The 17,708-nt window shown below is 40.4% G+C and carries 16 protein-coding genes and 1 other annotated feature; of the genes, 14 read left to right on the plus strand and 2 right to left on the minus strand.

What is annotated here, in order from left to right; all coding sequences use genetic code 11:
- The 14 genes from M1F55_RS04835 to M1F55_RS04900 all read left to right on the plus strand — a co-directional run bounded on the left by M1F55_RS04835 (position 1) and on the right by M1F55_RS04900 (position 15,452).
- Positions 1-987 (plus strand): glycosyltransferase family 2 protein, encoded by a 987-nt coding sequence (locus tag M1F55_RS04835; protein WP_247947393.1) that lies wholly within the window; start codon positions 1-3, stop codon positions 985-987.
- A gap of 15 nt (positions 988-1,002) precedes the next feature.
- Positions 1,003-2,472: an O-antigen polysaccharide polymerase Wzy family protein gene (locus M1F55_RS04840; protein ID WP_247947394.1), complete on the plus strand. Its 1,470-nt coding sequence runs from the start codon at positions 1,003-1,005 to the stop codon at positions 2,470-2,472.
- Positions 2,465-3,499 carry a teichoic acid biosynthesis protein TarQ gene (tarQ, locus tag M1F55_RS04845; RefSeq protein WP_247947395.1) on the plus strand — a complete coding sequence of 345 codons (1,035 nt, stop codon included), beginning with the start codon at positions 2,465-2,467 and terminating at the stop codon, positions 3,497-3,499. Before M1F55_RS04840 ends, tarQ begins: the two co-directional genes overlap by 8 nt.
- Before the next feature lie 199 nt (positions 3,500-3,698).
- Positions 3,699-4,436, plus strand: coding sequence for an adaptor protein MecA (mecA, locus tag M1F55_RS04850; protein WP_000782674.1), 738 nt, complete (start codon positions 3,699-3,701; stop codon positions 4,434-4,436).
- A 151-nt stretch (positions 4,437-4,587) separates the two neighbouring features.
- Positions 4,588-5,874 (plus strand): homoserine dehydrogenase, encoded by a 1,287-nt coding sequence (locus M1F55_RS04855; protein ID WP_000216355.1) that lies wholly within the window; start codon positions 4,588-4,590, stop codon positions 5,872-5,874.
- 1 nt (position 5,875) lies between these two features.
- A complete protein-coding gene (gene thrB / locus M1F55_RS04860; protein WP_023946378.1) occupies positions 5,876-6,745 on the plus strand; it encodes a homoserine kinase in 870 nt (289 codons plus the stop codon).
- Positions 6,746-6,843: 98 nt separating this feature from the next.
- Complete coding sequence (gene msrB / locus M1F55_RS04865) at positions 6,844-7,782, plus strand: peptide-methionine (R)-S-oxide reductase MsrB (protein WP_153198765.1); 939 nt, start codon at positions 6,844-6,846, stop codon at positions 7,780-7,782.
- A gap of 60 nt (positions 7,783-7,842) precedes the next feature.
- Positions 7,843-9,567 (plus strand): ABC transporter ATP-binding protein, encoded by a 1,725-nt coding sequence (locus M1F55_RS04870; protein WP_247947396.1) that lies wholly within the window; start codon positions 7,843-7,845, stop codon positions 9,565-9,567.
- Between the two features lies 1 nt (position 9,568).
- Positions 9,569-11,317 (plus strand): ABC transporter ATP-binding protein, encoded by a 1,749-nt coding sequence (locus M1F55_RS04875; protein ID WP_024057161.1) that lies wholly within the window; start codon positions 9,569-9,571, stop codon positions 11,315-11,317.
- A 114-nt stretch (positions 11,318-11,431) separates the two neighbouring features.
- Complete coding sequence (locus M1F55_RS04880) at positions 11,432-12,691, plus strand: TRZ/ATZ family protein (protein ID WP_049515665.1); 1,260 nt, start codon at positions 11,432-11,434, stop codon at positions 12,689-12,691.
- A 76-nt stretch (positions 12,692-12,767) separates the two neighbouring features.
- Positions 12,768-12,903 (plus strand) — a sequence feature (ribosomal protein L10 leader region).
- Positions 12,904-12,941: 38 nt separating this feature from the next.
- Positions 12,942-13,442, plus strand: coding sequence for a 50S ribosomal protein L10 (gene rplJ / locus M1F55_RS04885; RefSeq protein WP_001287277.1), 501 nt, complete (start codon positions 12,942-12,944; stop codon positions 13,440-13,442).
- Positions 13,443-13,515: 73 nt separating this feature from the next.
- Positions 13,516-13,884, plus strand: coding sequence for a 50S ribosomal protein L7/L12 (gene rplL / locus M1F55_RS04890; protein WP_001196965.1), 369 nt, complete (start codon positions 13,516-13,518; stop codon positions 13,882-13,884).
- A gap of 232 nt (positions 13,885-14,116) precedes the next feature.
- The gene (locus M1F55_RS04895) at positions 14,117-15,019 is read left to right on the plus strand and encodes a DUF2268 domain-containing putative Zn-dependent protease (protein WP_247947397.1); all 903 of its coding nucleotides are present in this window, start codon (positions 14,117-14,119) and stop codon (positions 15,017-15,019) included.
- Between the two features lie 64 nt (positions 15,020-15,083).
- Complete coding sequence (locus M1F55_RS04900; protein WP_247947398.1) at positions 15,084-15,452, plus strand: EXLDI protein; 369 nt, start codon at positions 15,084-15,086, stop codon at positions 15,450-15,452.
- A gap of 160 nt (positions 15,453-15,612) precedes the next feature.
- Here M1F55_RS04900 and M1F55_RS04905 read toward each other — a convergent pair whose 3' ends face one another.
- Together M1F55_RS04905 and gdhA are read right to left on the minus strand one after the other, a co-directional pair.
- Positions 15,613-16,098 carry a GNAT family N-acetyltransferase gene (locus M1F55_RS04905; protein ID WP_247947399.1) on the minus strand — a complete coding sequence of 162 codons (486 nt, stop codon included), beginning with the start codon at positions 16,096-16,098 and terminating at the stop codon, positions 15,613-15,615.
- Between the two features lie 31 nt (positions 16,099-16,129).
- Positions 16,130-17,476 (minus strand): NADP-specific glutamate dehydrogenase, encoded by a 1,347-nt coding sequence (gdhA, locus tag M1F55_RS04910; RefSeq protein ID WP_049551708.1) that lies wholly within the window; start codon positions 17,474-17,476, stop codon positions 16,130-16,132.
- Positions 17,477-17,708 lie beyond the last annotated feature (232 nt).

The raw sequence follows: 17,708 nt of genomic DNA on the forward strand, positions 1-17,708 counted from the left end.
ATGGAAACTGCATTAATTAGTGTCATTGTGCCAGTCTATAATGTGGCGCAGTACCTAGAAAAATCGATAGCTTCCATTCAGAAGCAGACCTATCAAAACCTGGAAATTATTCTTGTTGATGATGGTGCAACAGATGAAAGTGGTCGCTTGTGTGATGCAATCGCTGAACAAGATGATAGGGTGTCAGTGCTTCATAAAAAGAACGAAGGTTTGTCGCAAGCACGAAATGATGGAATGAAGCAGGCTCACGGAGATTATCTGATTTTTATTGACTCAGATGATTATATCCATCCAGAAATGATTCAGAGCTTATATGAGCAATTAATTCAAGAAGATGCGGATGTTTCGAGCTGTGGTGTTATGAATGTCTATGCTAATGATGAAAGTCCACAGTCAGCCAATCAGGATGACTATTTTGTCTGTGATTCCCAAACATTTCTGAGGGAATACCTCATAGGTGAAAAAATACCTGGAACGATCTGCAATAAGCTAGTCAAGAGAGAGATTGCAACTGCCCTATCCTTTCCAAAGGGATTGATTTATGAAGATGCTTATTATCATTTTGATTTAATCAAGTTGGCTAAGAAGTACGTTGTTAATACCAAACCCTATTATTACTATTTCCATAGAGGGGATAGTATTACGACTAAACCCTATGCAGAGAAGGATTTAGCCTATATTGATATCTACCAAAAGTTTTACAATGAAGTTGTGAAAAACTATCCGGATTTGAAAGAGGTTGCTTTTTTCAGATTGGCCTATGCCTACTTTTTTATTCTGGATAAGATGTTACTAGATGATCAGTATAAACAGTTTGAAGCCTATTCCCAGATTCATCGTTTTTTAAAAGGCCATGCCTTTGCTATTGCTAGGAATCCAATTTTCCGTAAGGGCAGAAGAATTAGTGCTTTGGCTCTATTCATAAATATTTCCTTATACCGATTCTTATTACTAAAAAATATTGAAAAATCTAAAAAATTACATTAGAACGGGGGTGAGCAAGTGATTGATGGAAAACGATTATTATTTAGTTTGACCATAGTCAGTTATGCCTTGACGCTAGTAAGTGGAATTGTATATCTGTTTAATAATAACAATGTTAGCTTGCTTTCTACTTTATTGTTCTTACTGGTTAGTAGCTTAATTGCTTGTTGGAATGATATCAAGTATTACTTAATCCATTTTATTTTCTTTTTAACTATTTTTGTATTTCTGGTATCAAGGCCGACCATTGATTATTTTAGAGATGGCGCTTTGGATACCTATCATCCCATAGCCTATCGTTTTGCCTTTATAGTTGTCATGGTTTCGATATTGGGATTGACCACAGGGGGGCTCCTAGCTCGCTATTTTATAGCTAGAAAGAAAATACAAGTATCGAAGATAGAAAGTTCTCTAAAAGAGGTTTACATCAAGCGGTTGCGCTTTGTATCGCTAGGAGTTTTTCTTCTAACCTATCCTTTCTATTTTATTCGCTTATTTGAACGACTCCTGTATCGCTTGCAGACTTCCTACTATACCTACTATGCAAACTTTGAAAGTAAACTGCCTTATTTTACCTATATCTTATCAACATTTACGGTCTATGCAATGTGTATGTATTTGGCAACCAAGCCAAAGAAATGGCAGGCAACAGTAGTGCTTGTCTCCTTTATTGCAGCTAATACTATTCATTTAGCAATCGGGACACGCAATCCCTTTATTTTAAGTATTTTATTTGCTTTCGTTTATTACTTTATGCGGGAGCAAACAGAAAAGGGAAAATGGATTGGGTTTAAAGAGAAGTTAGCGATTTTTGTAGGTTCTCCTATTCTCATGTTAGCGATGGGAATACTCAATTATGTACGGGATAATGTCCAAGTTTCCCATACAGGTTTCTGGGATATCCTGCTTGACTTTATCTATAAACAAGGAACCAGTTTTGGTGTTTTGGCTAGAGGTTTTCTATTTAACAGTAGCCTCCCTTACCGAGATTTCCGTAATTTTACTTTTGGTCCTGTTATTGATTATTTTGCAAGGGGAAGTTTAGGGGCCATTTTCGGAGGAAAAGCCTTTGAGCATACAACCAATAGTGTGGAACTAGCTATTGATAGTAATAGTTATGCCCACAATCTATCCTATCTTGTCTTAAACAAGGAATACTTGAAAGGACATGGTATCGGAAGTAGCTATATTATGGAGTTGTATACCGACTATGGTATGATAGGAGTCTTTCTACTTAGTCTCTTGCTAGGTATGTTATTCATAGCCATGCTGCAAGTAGCCTATCGTTCAAGAACAATCCTATTTGCCTTGTCCCTACTCATCTTGAATAATCTATTCTTTATGCCAAGAAGTAGCTTTTCAGAAAGTTTCTTCAATTTATTTACAATGCAATTCTGGGGAATTGTTCTTGTGATTATATTCGTAGCGAAAATGCTTACAAAAGAGAACCAGTATCTACTCAACAAAGGAGAAAAAAATCATGTTTGAACATTATTCAGTAGCTGATTTGTTTGCAAATCTTTATAAAAAAAGAAAAGTAAATATTTTAGCTCTCATCGCTTTATTTGCTCTCATTGCTGTACCATTTACAATTAAGGCAGTTAAGAATAAAAACACTGTCAAAGACACAACAAGTTATTCAACTTATCTTAGCTATAAAATCACTCCTCCAGAAGATTCAGCTAAAACGATTTTGAATCATCAAATTGGTGGTTATAGTGATTTCTACGGGAAATTGATTGATGGGAATTTGAATGGAGCTTATCTTTTCAATGATGTAGAGCCTAGTGAGTTGAAAAAAATTGCCAGTGAATTAGATACGACAGAAACAACCTTGAAAAATTCTACGAATGATTATTGGTGGAAAAAATTAACTGTCTACTATATGATTGACGATGCAGGGGTTGGTGTGAAAATTTTGACACCAAGTAAAGATGCTAATGACTTGTTGGAGCGAAAAATTGATGGATTGATTGAGAAATTTAAACACACTTATGCAAATGTAAAAATTGAAAAATTGGAAACCATCAACTCTAAAGAATTGAATGCAAACGGTGAGACAGCGCTTGGATTGAATGTGAAGAACTTGATTCTCCGTTTAGCTGTTATTGGAGTAGTTTGTGTGATTTTGGTTGTGATGGGAAATGTATTGGTTTATCTCTTTAATCCAACCATCAATAGAGCAGGTGATTTTTCTCAGTATCAAATTGATTTTGTAACAGAGATTACAACAATTGCCAACCTAGCAGATATCCTATCATACAAAAATGCTGGACAAGAATTAACAATCGTTAGCTCAAACAAAGCTATCCTAGATAAATTGAAACAAAATCAAGAGGCCTTAAAAGGAATGCATTTTGTGGATTTACAAGATGTACCATCTCTTTTGGAAAGAGATACAGTCCTTCTTGTTGAAGAGTATGGAGTGACTCGTTATAAGAAATTTGAACAAAGTCTTCAAATTCTTAGAAACTTAAATCGTTCTATCCTCGGTGTAGCAACCTTTAAATTATAAGCATTCTGATGTATCAGGTCTTCAAAGTTGGCTAAGAGTCGATTTTGAAGGCTTTTTCTATTTGTCATCAGAAATTTTCTTTTAGAGTCTGCTACAGAAAGACCCTGGGGAAAATCTAGCTTGATAGAGGAGCCTTCTTTTGATAAAATCGTAAAAATCTAGTATAATAGATAGAACTGAAAGTATGAGGTTACTAGCAATGAAAATGAAACAAATTAGTGATACTACTTTAAAAATCACGATGTCTTTAGAAGATTTGATGGATCGAGGAATGGAGATTGCTGACTTTCTTGTTCCTCAAGAAAAAACAGAAGAGTTCTTTTATGCTATCTTGGATGAGTTAGAGATGCCTGATAGCTTTCTAGATACAGGCATGTTGAGCTTCCGTGTAACTCCAAAACCTGATAAGGTAGATGTCTTTGTGACCAAGTCAAAGATTGACCAAAATCTAGATTTTGAAGATTTATCAGATTTACCAGACATGGAAGAATTGGCTCAAATGTCGCCAGATGAGTTTATTAAAACTTTAGAAAAAAGCATCGCGGACAAAACCAAAGATGATATCGAAGCCATTCAATCTCTAGAGCAAGTTGAAGCCAAGGAAGAAGAGGAAGAGCAGGCTGAACAAGAAGCTGAAAGCAAGAAAGAGCCTTACATCTACTACATCCTTTCTTTTGCTAAGTTGGCTGATTTGGTGGCTTTTGCCAAGACAGTGACTTTTGAGATGGAAACTTCTGAACTTTACAAGATGAATGAGCGCTATTATTTGACCATTTTAGTGGATATTGAAAATCATCCAAGTCCATATCCAGCTTGGCTTTTGGCCCGTATGCGCGAGTTTGCGGATGATAGTGACATCAGTCGTTCAGTCTTGCAAGAGTATGGTCAAGTCTTGATGAATCACGATGCAGTACTTAATCTGCAAAAGATTGGATAATCCTTTCTGGAAAGCTATTTCTAGATTTTGAGAAGAGCGAATCGTCTGATTCGTTTTTTCTTTTCTAGATTGAAATAGTGATTTACTATAATAGGAATTTTCACAAAATTCTGTTATAATGGCTATATTAGAAAATTTCGAGGAGACAAACATGACAGTTAAAATTGCTTTACTAGGATTTGGTACCGTTGCAAGTGGTGTGCCTTTCCTCCTAAAGGAAAATGGAGAAAAAATCAATCAATCAGCACATTCAGAGATTGAAGTTGCTAAGGTGTTGGTCAAGGATGAAGATGAGAAAAATCGCTTGCTTACAGCAGGGAATGACTTTAACTTTGTAACCAATGTGGATGACATTTTGTCAGATCAAGACATTACGATTGTAGTGGAATTGATGGGGCGTATCGAACCTGCTAAGACCTTTATCACTCGTGCCTTGGAAGCTGGAAAACACGTTGTTACTGCTAACAAGGACCTTTTGGCTGTCCATGGTGCAGAATTGTTAGAAATCGCTAAAGCTAACAAGGTAGCACTTTACTATGAAGCAGCAGTAGCTGGTGGGATTCCAATTCTTCGTACTTTGGCAAATTCCTTGGCTTCTGATAAAATTACGCGTGTGCTTGGAGTAGTCAACGGAACGTCCAACTTCATGATGACCAAGATGGTGGAAGAAGGCTGGTCTTACGATGATGCTCTTGCGGAAGCACAAAGACTAGGATTTGCAGAAAGTGACCCGACAAATGACGTAGATGGGATTGATGCAGCCTACAAGATGGTGATTTTGAGCCAATTTGCTTTTGGCATGAAGGTTGCCTTTGACGATGTGGCCCACAAGGGAATTCGTAACATCACACCTGAAGATGTAGCTGTAGCTCAAGAGCTTGGTTATGTAGTGAAATTGGTTGGTTCAATCGAGGAAACTCCTTCAGGTATTGCTGCAGAAGTAACTCCAACCTTCCTTCCTAAAGCGCATCCACTTGCCAGTGTGAATGGGGTAATGAACGCTGTTTTTGTAGAATCTATCGGTATTGGTGAGTCTATGTACTACGGACCAGGTGCAGGCCAAAAACCAACTGCAACAAGTGTTGTGGCAGACATTGTCCGTATCGTTCGTCGCTTGAATGATGGTACCATTGGCAAAGACTTCAACGAATATAGCCGTGACTTGGTCTTGGCAAATCCAGAGGATGTCAAAGCAAATTACTACTTCTCAATCTTGGCACCAGACTCAAAAGGTCAGGTCTTGAAGTTGGCTGAAATCTTCAATGCCCAAGAAATTTCCTTTAAGCAAATTCTCCAAGATGGAAAAGATGGTGACAAGGCGCGTGTCGTTATCATCACACACAAGATTAATAAAGCCCAGCTTGAAAATGTTTCAGCTGAATTGAAGAAGGTTTCAGAATTTGACCTCTTGAATACCTTCAAGGTGCTAGGAGAATAAGATGAAGATTATTGTACCTGCAACCAGTGCCAATATCGGGCCAGGTTTTGACTCGGTCGGTGTAGCTGTAACCAAGTATCTTCAAATAGAGGTCTGTGAAGAACGAGATGAGTGGTTGATTGAACACCAGATTGGCAAATGGATTCCACATGACGAGCGTAATCTCTTGCTCAAAATTGCCTTGCAAATTGTACCAGACTTGCAACCAAGACGCTTGAAAATGACCAGTGATGTTCCCTTGGCGCGTGGTTTGGGTTCTTCCAGCTCTGTTATCGTTGCTGGGATTGAACTAGCCAACCAACTGGGAAATCTCAACTTATCTGACCATGAAAAATTGCAGTTAGCGACCAAGATTGAAGGACATCCTGACAATGTAGCTCCGGCCATTTATGGTAATCTCGTTATTGCAAGCTCTGTTGATGGGGAAGTTTCAGCTATTGTAGCAGACTTCCCAGAATGTGATTTCCTAGCCTACATTCCAAACTATGAATTGCGTACTCGAGACAGCCGTGGTGTCTTACCTAAGAAATTGTCTTACAAGGAAGCTGTTGCAGCTAGCTCTATCGCCAATGTGGCGGTTGCAGCCTTGTTGGCAGGAGACATGGTGACTGCTGGCCAAGCGATTGAGGGAGACCTCTTCCACGAACGCTATCGTCAGGACTTGGTGAGAGAATTTGCGACGATTAAGCAAGTAGCCAAAGAAAATGGTGCCTATGCAACCTACCTTTCTGGTGCTGGGCCGACAGTTATGGTCTTGGCTTCTCATGACAAGATGTCAACGATTAAGTCAGAATTGGAAAAGCAACCTTTCAAAGGAAAACTTCATGGCTTGAAAGTTGATACCCAAGGTGTCCGTGTCGAAGCAAAATAAAGAATAGATGATAGGATGGGGAAACTCTTGACCAGAGGGCTTCCTATCCTTTTTTTGAAAAGAAGTCTAGTTACAAACTTGATAAAGGAGAAATAAAGATGGCAGAAATTTATCTAGCAGGTGGTTGTTTTTGGGGCCTAGAGGAATATTTTTCACGCATTTCTGGGGTGCTAGCAACCAGTGTTGGCTATGCTAATGGTCAAGTCGAAACGACCAATTACCAGTTGCTCAAGGAAACAGACCATGCAGAAACGGTTCAAGTGATTTACGATGAGAAGGTAGTTTCACTCAGAGAGATTTTACTTTATTATTTCCGTGTTATTGATCCATTATCAATCAATCAACAAGGGAATGACCGTGGACGTCAGTATCGGACTGGAATTTATTACCAAGATGAAGCTGATTTGCCAGCTATCTACACAGTGGTGCAGGAGCAGGAGCGCATGTTTGGTCGAAAGATTGCAGTGGAAGTGGAGAAGCTACGTCATTACATTCTGGCTGAAGATTACCACCAAGACTATCTTAAGAAGAATCCTTCAGGTTACTGTCATATCGATGTGACCGATGCTGATAAGCCATTGATTGACGCAGCAAATTATGAAAAGCCTAGTCAAGAGGTATTAAAGGGCAGTTTATCTGAAGAATCCTATCGTGTTACCCAAGAAGCTGCTACAGAGGCTCCATTTACCAATGCCTATGACCAAACCTTTGAAGAAGGGATTTATGTAGATATTACGACAGGTGAGCCCCTCTTTTTTGCCAAGGATAAGTTTGCCTCAGGATGTGGTTGGCCAAGTTTTAGCCGTCCGATTTCCAAGGAATTGATTCATTATTACAAGGATCTCAGCCATGGAATGGAGAGAATTGAGGTTCGTTCTCGGTCGGGGAATGCTCACTTGGGTCATGTTTTCACAGATGGACCGCGTGAGTTTGGTGGCCTCCGTTACTGTATCAATTCCGCTTCCTTGCGCTTTGTGGCCAAGGATGAGATGGAAGAGGAAGGATATGGCTATCTACTGCCTTACTTAAACAAATAAAACAGAGAGGGTGGTCACTTCCCACTTTCTTTATTTCCAGAATACGAATAGAAGGGATTTATGAAACACCTATTATCTTACTTCAAACCCTATATCAAGGAATCGATTTTAGCTCCCTTATTCAAGCTGTTAGAAGCTATTTTTGAGCTCTTGGTTCCCATGGTGATTGCTGGGATTGTTGACCAATCCTTGCCCCAGAGAAATCAAGGACATCTCTGGATGCAGATTGGTCTGCTCCTTATCTTTGCAGTGATTGGCGTTGTAGTGGCCTTGGTAGCTCAGTTTTACTCAGCCAAGGCAGCGGTAGGATTTGCCAAAGAACTGACAAACGACCTTTATCGTCATATTCTTTCCTTGCCCAAGGATAGCAGAGACCGTCTGACAACTTCTAGCTTGGTGACTCGCTTGACTTCGGACACCTATCAGATTCAGACTGGTATCAATCAATTCCTGCGTCTCTTTTTGCGAGCGCCTATTATCGTTTTTGGAGCCATTTTTATGGCCTATCGAATCTCAGCTGAACTGACTTTCTGGTTCTTGGTCATGGTTGTTATTTTGACCATTGTCATTGTAGGTCTTTCTCGACTGGTCAATCCTCTCTACAGCAGTCTCAGAAAGAAAACGGACCAACTGGTTCAGGAAACGCGCCAGCAATTACAAGGCATGCGGGTCATTCGTGCCTTTGGTCAAGAAAAACGAGAGTTACAGATTTTTCAAACCCTTAACCAAGTCTATGCTAGATTGCAAGAAAAGACGGGTTTCTGGTCTAGTTTATTAACCCCTCTGACTTATCTGATTGTCAATGGAACTCTCCTCGTCATCATCTGGCAGGGCTATATTTCAATTCAAGGAGGTTTGCTCAGTCAAGGTGCCCTAATTGCCCTCATCAACTACCTCTTGCAAATTTTGGTGGAATTGGTCAAGCTCGCCATGCTGATAAATTCTCTCAACCAGTCCTATATCTCAGCCAAGCGAATCGAGGAAGTCTTTGCCGAAACTCCAGAAGACATTTATTCAGAGTTAGAACAAAAGCAAGCTACCAGCGAGGAGGTTTTACAAGTCCAAGAATTGACTTTTACCTATCCAGATGCAGCCCAGCCTTCTCTGAGAGACATTTCTTTTGATATGAAGCAAGGGCAAATCCTTGGTATCATTGGGGGAACAGGTTCTGGTAAATCAAGCTTGGTGCAAGTCCTACTTGGTCTTTATCCAGCAGATCAGGGAAGCATTGACCTTTATCGAGATGGATCTAGTCCTCTTAATTTGGAGCAGTGGCGGTCTTGGATTTCCTATGTGCCACAAAAGGTCGAACTCTTTAAGGGAACCATTCGTTCCAACTTGACTTTGGGTTTAAATCAAGAAGTATCTGACCAAGAACTCTGGCAGGCCTTGGAGATTGCGCAAGCTAAGGATTTTGTCAGTGAAAAGGAAGGACTCTTGGATACCACTGTTGAGGCAGGAGGTCGAAATTTCTCAGGTGGACAAAAACAAAGGCTGTCTATTGCTCGCGCAGTCTTGCGCCAGGCTCCATTTCTCATCCTAGATGATGCAACCTCGGCGTTGGATACCATTACGGAGTCCAAACTCTTGAAAGCTATCCGAGAAAATTTGCCAAATACGAGCTTAATTTTGATTTCTCAACGCACCTCGACTTTACAGATGGCTGACCAGATTCTACTCTTGGAAAAAGGTGAGCTCTTAGCTATCGGCAAGCACGTGGACTTGATGAAAACTAGTCAAGTCTATCGTGAAATCAATGCATCACAGCATGGAAAGGAGAACTAGCATGAGACGACAAACTGCAAACCAGACGCTCAAACGTTTGGCAAAAGATTTATCAAGCCATCCTTTCCTCCTTTTCCTAGCCTTTCTAGGAACTATTGCCCAAGTTGGCTTATCGATTTACCTACCTATTCTGATTGGGCAGGTCATCGACCAAGTCCTAGTGGCTGGTTCTTCGCCAGTTTTTTGGCAAATTTTACTTCAGATGCTCTTGGTAGTCATAGGAAATACTCTGGTACAATGGGCCAATCCTCTTCTTTATTATCGCCTAATCTTCTCTTATACCAGAGACTTGCGAGAGCGAATCATCCATAAGCTCCACCGTTTACCGATTGCTTTTGTGGATCGGCAAGGCAGTGGCGAGATGGTCAGTCGTGTGACCACAGACATAGAACAGTTGGCGGCCGGTTTGACCATGATTTTTAATCAATTTTTTATTGGCGTCTTAATGATTTTGGTTAGTATTCTAGCTATGCTTCAAATTCATCTCCTCATGACCCTCTTGGTCTTGCTGTTGACGCCACTGTCTATGGTGATTTCACGTTTTATTGCCAAACGCTCCTATCATCTCTTCCAGAAGCAAACAGAGACGAGGGGCATTCAGACTCAGTTGATTGAAGAATCGCTTAGCCAGCAGACCATTATCCAGTCCTTTAATGCTCAGACAGAGTTTATCCAAAGACTGTATGAGGCGAATGACAACTACTCAGGCTATTCTCAGTCAGCCATCTTTTATTCTTCAACTGTCAATCCTTCGACTCGCTTTGTCAATGCACTCATTTATGCGCTTTTAGCTGGAGTAGGAGCTTATCGTATCATGATGGGTTCAACCTTGACCATCGGTCGTTTAGTAACCTTTTTGAACTATGTTCAGCAATACACCAAGCCTTTTAATGATATTTCTTCAGTTCTAGCCGAATTGCAAAGTGCCTTGGCTTGTGCAGAACGTGTTTATGGAGTCTTAGATAGTCCTGAGGTGGCTGAAACAGGTAAGGAAGAGTTGACTAGTGACCAAGTTAAGGGAGCTATTTCCTTTAAACATGTCTATTTTGGCTACCATCCTGAAAAGATTTTGATTAAGGATTTATCTATCGATATCCCAGCCGGTAGCAAGGTGGCTATTGTTGGTCCGACAGGTGCTGGAAAATCAACCCTTATCAATCTTCTCATGCGGTTTTATCCCATTAACTCTGGAGATATCTTGCTGGATGGGAAATCCATTTATGACTATAGTCGTGCCTCTTTACGCCAGCAGTTTGGAATGGTGCTCCAAGAAACCTGGCTCAAGCAAGGGACCATTCATGACAATATTTCCTTTGGAAATCCTAAAGCCAGTCGGGAGCAGGTGATTGCTGCTGCAAAAGCAGCCAATGCAGATTTTTTCATCCAACAGTTGCCACAGGGATACGATACCAAGTTGGAAAATGCAGGAGAATCTCTCTCTGTCGGTCAAGCCCAGCTTTTGACCATAGCCCGAGTCTTTCTAGCTATCCCTAAGATTCTTATCTTAGACGAAGCAACCTCTTCCATCGATACGCGGACAGAAGTGCTGGTTCAGGATGCCTTTGCTAAACTCATGAAGGGGCGTACAAGCTTTATCATTGCCCACCGCTTGTCAACCATTCAGGATGCGGATATGATTCTAGTCTTAGTGGATGGTGACATCGTGGAGCATGGCAATCATCAGGATCTCATGGCTAGAAAGGGTAAGTATTATCAAATGCAGCAAGCTGCAGCTTTTAGCTTTGAATAATCCTTTCTGCTTTAAAATCTTATGAACGAAAAAAGTTGCCTTCGGGTGACTTTTTTGTTACAATAGCTAGAAAAATTATTCACTGTAAATTGTCTTATAGAAAAGGAGCCTAGAATGAAAGTCTTTCAGCATGTAAATATCGTGACTTGTGACCAAGATTTCCATGTTTATTTGGATGGAATCTTAGCAGTTAAGGATTCTCAAATCGTCTATGTTGGTCAAGAGAAGTCAGAGATTTTAGAGCAAGCTGAGCAGATTATAGACTATCAGGGCGCCTGGATTATGCCTGGTTTGGTCAATTGTCACACCCATTCTGCTATGACAGGATTGCGAGGAATTCGGGATGACAGCAATCTCCATGAATGGCTCAATGACTATATTTGGCCTGCAGAAGCAGGATTTACTCCCGACATGACTACAAGAGCGGTTAAAGAAGCTATGATAGAGATGCTCCAGTCAGGAACAACAACCTTTAATGATATGTATAATCCCAATGGTATGGATATTGAACGGATTTATCAGGCAGTGAAAACTTCCAAGATGCGTTGTTATTTCTCACCGACTCTTTTTTCTTCAGAGGCAGAGACAACTGCTGAAACTATAAGCAGAACTCGAGCAATCATTGAGGAAATTATTGGATATAAAAATCCAAATTTCAAGGTGATGGTAGCCCCACATTCTCCCTACAGCTGTAGTAGAGACTTGCTGGCAGAAAGCTTAGATATGGCAAAAGAGTTGAATATTCCTCTCCATATCCATGTTGCGGAGACCAAGGAGGAATCAGGGATTATCCTGAAACGATATGGCAAACGACCCCTCGCCTTTCTAGAAGAACTGGGTTACTTAGATCATCCGTCTGTCTTTGCTCACGGGGTCGAATTAAACGAGAGAGAAATTGAACGCTTGGCAACTTCTCAAGTGTCTATTGCCCACAATCCTATTAGTAACCTCAAACTGGCATCAGGGATTGCTCCTATCATTCAACTGCAAAAAGCAGGAGTAGCAGTCGGAATTGCGACGGATTCGGTTGCCTCCAATAACAATCTAGATATGTTTGAGGAAGGACGGACTGCAGCCCTTCTTCAGAAGATGAAAAGTGGAGATGCCAGACAATTTCCTATCGAAACAGCTCTCAAGGCGCTGACAATCGAAGGAGCTAGGGTCCTAGGAATGGAAGAACAGATAGGAAGTCTGGAAGTAGGTAAACAGGCAGATTTTCTCGTTATTCAACCACAAGGGAAAATTCATCTCCAACCCCAAGAAAATATGCTCTCTCACCTTATTTATGCTGTCAAATCCAGTGATGTTGATGATGTCTATATTGCAGGAGAACAGGTTGTCAAGCAAGGTAAAGTTTTGACGGTAGAACTTTAAAAGAAAAATCACGAAAAAATTTTAAAAAATGTTTGCAAAAATCTTGCATTCTTTTTTTGACTATGCTATACTTATATACGGTTTGAAAAAACTGCCTAAGACAGTAGGGGAGCTCGACTCATAAGTATCCTACCGAGGACAAAACGTATCATGTAAAAAGAAGCGTATTGTACTTTCGTGTCTAGGTTTGGGCGCGTTTTTCTTTTGAAAAATTTCCCCAAGCAAAATAATAACGGAGGTGAACACACTAATGAGTGAAGCAATTATTGCTAAAAAAGCGGAACTAGTTGACGTAGTAGCTGAGAAAATGAAAGCTGCTGCATCTATCGTCGTTGTAGACGCTCGTGGTTTGACAGTTGAGCAAGATACAGTTCTTCGTCGTGAGCTTCGTGGAAGCGAAGTTGAGTATAAAGTGATTAAAAACTCAATCTTGCGTCGTGCAGCTGAAAAAGCTGGTCTTGAAGATCTTGCATCTGTATTTGTTGGACCATCTGCAGTAGCATTTTCTAACGAAGATGTTATCGCACCAGCGAAAATCTTGAACGACTTTTCTAAAAACGCTGAAGCACTTGAAATCAAAGGTGGTGCAATCGAAGGCGCTGTCGCATCTAAAGAAGAGATTCTTGCTCTTGCAACTCTTCCAAACCGCGAAGGACTTCTTTCTATGCTCCTTTCTGTACTTCAAGCGCCAGTGCGCAACGTTGCTCTTGCAGTCAAAGCGGTTGCAGACAACAAAGAAGACGCAGCTTAATCTTAAGCTACGCAGCGTAGCCTAGCTACAAAAAAATATTATAAATTTAAAAACTTATTTGGAGGATATAACAATGGCATTGAACATTGAAAACATTATTGCTGAAATTAAAGAAGCTTCAATCCTTGAATTGAACGACCTTGTAAAAGCTATCGAAGAAGAATTTGGTGTAACTGCAGCTGCTCCTGTAGCTGTTGCTGCAGCTGGTGCTGCTGACGCTGGTGCTGCTAAAGATTCATTCGACGTTGAATTGACATCTGCAGGCGACAAAAAAGTTGGCGTTATCAAAGTTGTACGTGAAATCACAGGTCTTGGTCTTAAAGAAGCTAAAGAACTTGTTGACGGTGCACCAGCACTTGTTAAAGAAGGCGTTGCAACTGCAGAAGCTGAAGAAATCAAAGCTAAATTGGAAGAAGCTGGAGCTTCAGTTACTCTTAAATAATAGAGCAACTACATTAGTAGCTTAAAAAACATATAAAACCGCTATTCTTAGGAGTAGTGGTTTTTTCTGTTACGATTTAAAATGGGTAAACCTACTTGAAATTATGGTTTGATACGAAAGTTCTAGTTTTTTTACTAACAATTACTAGAATCTTGATATAATTTCAATTTTCTTCTTGACTCTGACCTTAGGTAAGGGATTATACTAATAATAGATAAGAAAGGAGATTACCATGCAAATCAATATGATTCGTTCAGATAAAGTTTACCAAGAGATGCTCGAGCTTCCTTTGGAAAAGAGAGAAGGTTGCTTTCGAGCTAAAATATTAGCACCTTTTGCAACCAAATACCAAACGCAACACATTCCTCTGAAAGCAAAGTATCCTGGAGGATTTGATGCTCTATTCCTACTTGGCTTTATGAACCAGTTACCCTCAACTCTCTCAGAAAAGGATAGACCAGCTATCGACTCTCTGAGCTCTGATCAACTCTGGCAGGACTGCCAGGATACCATCAAAAGGAGTATTGGGCTTTTTGAGCAGGCTGGCTATGACTTAGATGTTGAGGATTACCATTTTACTATTTTATTGGGCAATCCAGAAAAACCTATGCTACAGCTCAATAAGGGTTATAGCGGAGATGGCGGAATTCCAGGCTACCTCATGCTTAGTCTGCTACCAAATGACTATACTTTACCACGTGTGCAGGCTGCGTTGGCTCACGAGTGCAATCACAATGTCCGCTTTCAATTTGTCAAATGGAATCAGCAGACGACACTAGCAGACTGGGTAGTCAGTGAAGGCTTGGCAGAGTCTTTTGCTGCTGAACTCTATGGTAAGGAGCTCATCGGACCTTGGGTCACTTCAACCAGTCCAGAGCAATTAGAGAAGATTAAGCCCATCATCTCAAGTCAGCTTCAGCTAACAGGGATGGCGGAAATGGCTCCTTATCTCTACGGTGATGAAATTGCCGAGATTCAAGGTCAAATACCAGTCGGTATGCCTTATGCTGCGGGCTATGCTTATGGCTATCATCTGATACAAGCCTATCTGAAAAAGACTGGCAAGAGCATTATTGAAGCGACAGTAACATCGACAGAAGAGATTTTAGAGGCGACAAAAGACTTTTGGCAATGACATATTTTTGCTTGCAAATCTGCCAGAGTTTGATATAATGAAAGTAATTTTTGGAGGTGACTATATGCACTATAAAAGAGTTGAATTAAAGGTCACAAATCAAGGTATACATGAACGCAAGATCTTTCAAGGTGTTAAGATTTTCAGTCGTAGCAAGTTATCCAAAGATCAGAAAAGCATTCTAACACAGAAGCTTTACCTGACTCCGAAGCACAACATTGTTTACTATCAACGTACAGACGTCAACTATGACCAGAACTGGCATCATAATAAGGACTATTACGAATTAGCTTATGGTCAGATGGATAGAGAGACGGTTTTTAAGGTTTGCCAAGAATTTGATGAACTAAGTTCTTTTCTGGAAAATGAGCTGCTGAAGAAGCTAAAAGAAAAGCTGGTAGCAGGAAAATTTTTTGAAAAATTAGATATATAAAAATCCGACTGCTTTCATAAGCAGTCGGATTTCTTCTAGTTTGATAGTGCTGAAACAATACCTTTACTATCATAGCATTGGCTACATTTTTAAAAGTTGTTTTAGCTGTGTTGAGGATCTTGATTCTGATATCCTCGAGACGACCAGAGTATACTAACATCTATTCATCTGATGAGAGGGATTTTATCATCCAGATATTCATAGCAGGGTGGCCGGCGGCGTTAGAAAGTGGTTCTTGCAGTAATGTAAAACCGTAGTGTTGATAGATGGCCACGGCCGTAGCCAGTTCAGTAGAGGTTTCTAGATAAAGTTGTTCATAACCTGCTAGGCGGGCTTCATGGATTATCCGCTTTATCAACCTGCTGGAATAACCTTTGCCACGGCAATTTTTAGTGACATACAGTTTTTGTAATTCAGCAATCTTATCGGACACAGGTGCAAAGCCACCACAGCCAACCAGCTGCCCTTCATCTTCCAGAACAAAGTAAGCTGCTCTCTCTTGCTGTTGATAATAGTCGGCCAAATGATCTAGATGAGAATCAAAGTAGACAGTTCCTGGTTTGTCAAGCCCAAATTCCTCTAAGCTAGCTCGAATGAGCTGCGCTACAGCTGGATTATCTCTTACTTCCATTGGCCGTAAGTTCATCATTTGTCCTCCGATAGGATGTATCGACTAATTAAACAATACCTTGTGCGATCATAGCATTTGCTACATTTTCAAAGGCAGCAATGTTAGCTCCTGCAAGGTAGTCTTTATCAAGACCGTATGTTTCTGAAGTTGTTTTAGCTGTGTTAAAGATGTTTGTCATGATGTCTTTGAGACGTCCATCAACTTCTTCACGAGTCCATGAGAGGCGAAGACTATTTTGGCTCATTTCAAGGGCTGAAACGGCTACACCACCAGCGTTGGCAGCTTTGGCAGGTCCGTAGAAGATACCATTTTCTTTGTAAACTTTGATGGCATCAAGGTCGCTTGGCATGTTGGCACCTTCAGAGACACAGATAACTCCTTGACCAACCAAGCGTTTAGCAGCTTCACCGTTGATTTCGTTTTGAGTAGCACATGGAAGAGCGATATCGTAGTTTCCAGCGTAAGTCCATACAGAACCTTCATGATAAGTAGCAGTTGCTTTCTCAGCTGCATACTCAGTCAAACGAGCGCGACGTTTTTCTTTAACATCAACCAAAAGATCGAAGTCGATACCATTTTCATCGATGACATAGCCGTTTGAGTCAGATACAGAGATTACAGTAGCACCAAGTTCAGTTGCTTTTTGAAGAGCGTATTGAGCAACGTTACCAGAACCTGAAATAACCACTTTCTTACCAGCAAAGCTGTTACCGTTAGCTTTGAGCATTTCTTCAGTATAGTAAACCAAACCGTAACCAGTTGCTTCTGGACGAATCAAGCTACCACCAAATCCAAGAGGTTTACCAGTCAAGACACCAGCATCAAATTGGTTAAGGCGTTTGTATTGACCATAAAGGTAACCAATCTCACGTCCACCAACACCGATATCACCAGCAGGTACGTCAAGTGATGGTCCGATGTGTTTTTGTAATTCAGTCATGAAGCTTTGGCAGAAGCGCATCACTTCAGCATCTGTTTTACCTTTAGGATCGAAGTCTGATCCACCTTTACCTCCACCGATAGGAAGTCCAGTCAAGACGTTTTTAAAGATTTGTTCAAATCCGAGGAATTTCAAAATCCCTTGGTTTACAGTTGGGTGGAAACGAAGTCCGCCTTTATATGGTCCAACAGCTGAGTTGAATTGAACACGGTAGCCGCGGTTTACTTGAACTTTTCCATCACGGTCAACCCAAGGAACACGGAAAGAAATCACGCGCTCAGGCTCAGTAATACGTGCCAAGATATTTTCTTCGATATACTCAGGGTGTTTTTCAAATACAGGTTCCAAAGTGTTGAAAAATTCTTCAACAGCTTGGAGGAATTCAGCCTCGTGCCCGTTACGAGCTTTTACAGTTTCAAACACGCTTTGGATATATTCTTTAGCAGATGTCATATCGTTCTCCTTAAATTCTAATTTAATTATGTGTGTCATTATAGCAGAATTTTTTTTAACTGTAAAGGGAAAAACAAAAATTTTCTAAAAATTCTTTCAATTTGATTTTTGGGGTTGTTTGAAATTGGAATTTTTTGAAAGTGGATAAAAAACGAACGTTTTTCTTATAAATGACTTTCTTAAAGAGAAAAGCTGAAAATATGGTATAATATTAGAAATAAATGGAATCCGG

The organism is Streptococcus mitis (genome assembly GCF_023109235.1).
GTDB lineage: Bacteria > Bacillota > Bacilli > Lactobacillales > Streptococcaceae > Streptococcus > Streptococcus mitis_DA.